This is a genomic window from Natrinema soli, from assembly GCF_028618695.1.
On sequence record NZ_JAQIVI010000825.1, the window covers coordinates 1 to 4,344 of the forward strand.

Genomic DNA, 4,344 nt, shown 5'->3' on the forward strand with positions numbered 1-4,344 from the left:
GCCGAGTTGCTCACGCCCACCGGCGCGGCGATCCTGGGCCACGTCGCCGACGGGATCGACGCGCTACCCGCGCTCGAACTCGAGGCGTCGGGCTACGGCGCGGGCGGCTACGATCTCGATCCCCATCCGAACGTCCTTCGGGTGCTGGTCGGCTCCGGCGAGGGGCGGGGCGACCTCGTCAAAGACGATATCGCGGTCCTCGAGACCAACCTCGACGACGCGACGCCCGAAGTGCTGGGCGGGCTTCAGGAGACTCTCGCGGGCGCGGGCGCTCGAGACGTGTCGATCCTCCCCGCGACGATGAAGAAGTCCCGTCCCGGCCACCTCGTGAAGGTCATCTGCAAGCCCGCGGATCGAGAGCGCGTCGCTCGAGCGCTGGCCGAAGAGACGGGAACGCTCGGCGTCCGTGACGCGGGAGTCACGCATCGATGGATCGCGAACCGAGAGTTCGAGACGGTGACGCTCGAGATCGACGGCGACGAGTACGAGGTCACTGTGAAAATCGCGAGTGATTCCGATGGTGAGGTGTACGACGTGAGTGCTGAGTACGATGATGCGAAAGCAGTGGCTCGAGAGGCGGGGCTATCGACTCGAGACGTGCGTCGCAGAGCGGAACAAGTACTCAGCTCGACGGGTGACAGATCCTGATTCGGACAGAGGAATCTAGTAGACAACGGAGACAGTGATCGATCGCCGCGACCGCTCTCGAGATCAATCTATCGAACACAGTGCAAAAAATGAGAACGTACTATTCAACTGTGAATCGGCTTACAAGGTGTCGAGGATACCGCCGAGGCCACCCTCACCGAGCAGTGATTCGAGGATGCTGGAGATATCGTCGCCAATGAGACCAGTTTCGGTCGTCGAGTTGTCGGTCGTCGAGTTGTCGGTCGTGTCGTCGTCGCTAGCGTTGGCGCTCGAGTCGACTTCAGCGTCGTTCGAGGAAACCGTAGTCGTATCTTCGACGGTGTTGCTGTTAGCTTGGTTGACCTCTTGCCCTTGCTCTGCAACCGTCGTGGCAGTACTCTTGTCAGAGCTACTGTAAGACGACGCGGCCTGCGTCTGTGAGTTGCTGTTACTCTGGCTGGTTTCGATGGAGGTCTCCGCTGCCGATTCCTGATCGACGCTAACGTTCGAGTCAGCGTCTGCCTGTGCCGCTGCTGTTCCAGCGAACCCCATGAACGTGAGGCCACCGATTAGTGCTACCGTCAGTGCGAGTGTGATTGCGCGTTTCATTGATTCGGTCACCGTGTTCGTCATCGGGCAGCACGCGTGTGGACCCCAACGGAAGTATCTGTCACGTGTGACGGCGCTGTCGCTCGCCGCGCGTAGCGCCGACACCTCCCGGTTCTCCCGCTGTGGCGCGTTGCCCAGTCGCTACTGTTCACAGACACCCATTTGAACCCGGCAAACGGTTTCGCAGCGAATCCACGCGTTGGGGCCCGCGTTGCCTCCCCCTATCATAGTGTGATGGTTTTTATCCGAATTATGGCAGAACCTGTCCTCGTTACAGCGACACTATATCGACGGTTTCCGGGCGTTTCAGTGACGGTATTCGGGACCGCCGTCCCCGAAATATCGATTGAATCGGATACGCGACTGAAAATATCAGCTAGTAATAGCAGCCTGTCGTCGGAGAAACGGTTCACAGCGGCGGAACGAGTCGCTCGTGCTGACCGCACGAATTACCGCCTAGTCCCTCGATCGAACGTCGGAACCGGACCGTGATCGCTTCGAGACCGCTTCGGCGCACTGTTCTCCGGTCGAAGTCACCGATTACCGGTTGTAAGGTATCAGCTTACCTATTATATCCCGGCACAACCGAGTTCCAACCTATCGATAACAAAGGTGGTCATCACGGAATGGTGGTTTGCGTCGTAGAGACTCAGAAACGAAAGACACTCACGAAGCAAATCAAACGATCAATGACAAACGACACGACGAGACGATCACAAGCTACGACACTCCTTCTGTCCTGTATGGTCGCCCTGTCCATGATGGCGGCCGGTGTTCCGGCAGCCACTGCGGGCGGTGACGGCGACCTCGAGAACGGAACCGTACACGCGCTCGAGGACGGAGAGGAGCTCTACCTGGTCTTCGGTGCCGACCTCGGCGATCAATCGCTCGAGGAGTACGTCGACCAGCACGCGAGCGGCTCGGCCGACACCGCGGCCGAGGTCATCCAGTACCAGGACGTCGATCAGGTCAACATCAACGAGCAAGGCTCCGCGGTGTCGATCGCGATCGACGGCGGCGAAGCGACCGCCGTCCAGGAAGCCAACCAGTACAACGACAACGAACAGCGCGGGTCCGCCACCGCCGAGGACCGCCTCCAGAGCGCGGAAACGCAGTTCGAGAACGTCGGTGACGTCAACATCATCATCGGCGACGGTGGCGACCAGCAGTTCGACGGCTGGGGAGTCAAAGACAAGAAAGGTGACGACGAGACGATCACTCAGGAGGCTCTCGCCGCCGTGACGCAGTCACAGGAGGTCGCACAGGTCAACTATAACAACCAGAGCACCGCGTTCGCGCTGGCGGTTAACGACAGCGATGCGACCGCGCTCCAGCAGTCCTACCAGCGCAACGAGAACCTGCAGGAAGGCGTCGCCAACGCGTCGAACGTCTACCTCGGTAACGGTGACTTCGGTCACAAGAAGGACAAGAGCGGCGATCACGGTCCGAGCGCCGGCCAGAGCGCCGACTCACTGCTCACGCAGCAACAGGACGTCGAACAGGCGAACCTCAACGAACAGCGCGGTGCCGTCGCCATCGCCGTCGGCGAGGGCAGCACCGCGACCGCGATCCAGTTCACCGATCAGAGCAACCTCAACACCCAACTCGGCAGCGCCGACGCCTCGAACCTGCTGGCGTCGTCAGTCGGGATGAACGTCGCGACCGCGGGCGGCGTCGGCAGCGACGTCCTCTCGACCGAAACCGAGGCGAAGAAACCCGACAAGAAGGGCGGCGACGACGGCGCCGAGCAGACGGCGACCGCCGGCGTGGCCCAGGAGCAGGGCGTCGAACAGCGCAACATCAACCTGCAGAACAGCGCCATGGCCATCGCACAGAACGGCAGCGAGGCCACAGCGATCCAGATGGCGTACCAGCAGAACTACAACGCACAGATCGGCTACGCCGACGCGCTCAACGTCTACGCGAGTCCGGGCTACGTCTCCGACGAGGTCGCCCGCACCTCGAGTACGACGGTCACCGTGGACGGTAACTCCGGCTCCGCCAACCCCGGCATGTCGTACGATTACGCCGCCAACGCGACGCAGACGAACGACGTCGATCAAACGGCGAGCGCGGCGATCGAACAGCACCAGTTCATCACGCAGGAGAACCTGAACGAGCAGCACACCTCCGTCGCACTTGCCGAAGACGGTGGGAGTGCCGGCAGCTCGCAGATCTCCATGCAGGAGAACGAAAACATCCAGCTCACGTCCGTTGCGGCGACGAACACGTGGGTCGAAGCGTAACTGGACTCCGTCACACGGTCGATTTTCGACCGGCGTGACCGCCACTTCGTTTCTTTTGGTCGTTCATCGAGCGGGAGAGAGTGAGACGAGAGTGTGAGACACGACTCGTCAGTGCGGTCCTCGAGCGGGCAAAACCGAAATACACTCACGAGAGACTGCCCGCCAGCGAGTCCGCCGTCGGCAGTGAACTGTGGTTTCCCGACCGGCGAGAGACGGCGTCGTCTCACGCGTGTACGGGGCTCGCTCGGGGCTCAATTCGCGGATGGAACGTCGGAGGTTCGATTCGCGGATGGAACGCGACGGGACGAGCGAGCATGCACTCGCTCTCGACCAACGACGTTCTGAGGAGACGGCTACGATTCCCCGGAACGGTCAGTTTCCGCGGACTCGTTCGCTGACGCGTCCCCATCGTCTCGGTGCTCGTCGAGCGCCTCGTCGATAGTCAACTCGCCCGCAGCGACCCGGCGTGCGAGCACCTCATCGATCGCACGATTCCGTTCGCTCCGCTCTCTCGAGCGGTCTTTGATGACCTGAATCTCCCCCTCGGTCGGATCGATCTCCCGCGCGTCGATGACCTCCCCCTCGAGCCGAGCGATATTCACCGCGGCCAGCACGTCACCCATCCCTCGCGTCCCGGTGCCGAGGTAGGGAGTCGTCCCCGTCTCGTCGACGAGTTCGACGCGGACGTCGTCGAGATCGGTGACCAGTTTCGCGCTCTCGAGGCGGGAGCCGTCGCCGATGCGGACGACCGGGGAGGGCGCCTCGGCGGCCTCGCGTTGAATCAGGTCGACGGCGTCGCCCAGCGGCACCTGAAAGGCGGCGACGACCGTCTCGCCGGCGAGGACGGCGATACCGGGCTTGC

General features: G+C 62.1%; 3 protein-coding genes and 1 pseudogene. 2 read left to right on the top strand and 2 right to left on the bottom strand.

Features of this window, described 5'->3' with window-relative positions; all coding sequences use genetic code 11:
• Window positions 1–648 (top strand): nickel pincer cofactor biosynthesis protein LarC2 (gene larC2, locus PGX04_RS33440; RefSeq protein ID WP_273742409.1); only part of this gene is annotated, 648 nt, incomplete at its 5' end.
• A 120-nt stretch (window positions 649–768) separates the two neighbouring features.
• Here larC2 and PGX04_RS33445 read toward each other — a convergent pair.
• On the bottom strand, window positions 769–1,236 hold the full coding sequence (locus tag PGX04_RS33445) for a hypothetical protein (RefSeq protein ID WP_273742410.1): 468 nt from the start codon (window positions 1,234–1,236) through the stop codon (window positions 769–771).
• A 743-nt stretch (window positions 1,237–1,979) separates the two neighbouring features.
• On the opposite strand from PGX04_RS33445, the gene PGX04_RS33450 reads away from it, so the two are divergent.
• On the top strand, window positions 1,980–3,482 hold the full coding sequence (locus PGX04_RS33450) for a hypothetical protein (RefSeq protein WP_273742411.1): 1,503 nt from the start codon (window positions 1,980–1,982) through the stop codon (window positions 3,480–3,482).
• 353 nt (window positions 3,483–3,835) lie between these two features.
• Here PGX04_RS33450 and PGX04_RS33455 read toward each other — a convergent pair.
• Window positions 3,836–4,344 (bottom strand): annotated as a pseudogene (locus PGX04_RS33455) (hypothetical protein); the annotation flags it as partial.

Excerpts from the sequence above, each read along its gene's own strand:
- PGX04_RS33445 (WP_273742410.1), bottom strand. The coding sequence starts at position 1,236 with ATGAAACGCGCAATCACACTCGCACTGACGGTAGCACTAATCGGTGGC.
- PGX04_RS33450 (WP_273742411.1), top strand. The coding sequence starts at position 1,980 with ATGGTCGCCCTGTCCATGATGGCGGCCGGTGTTCCGGCAGCCACTGCG.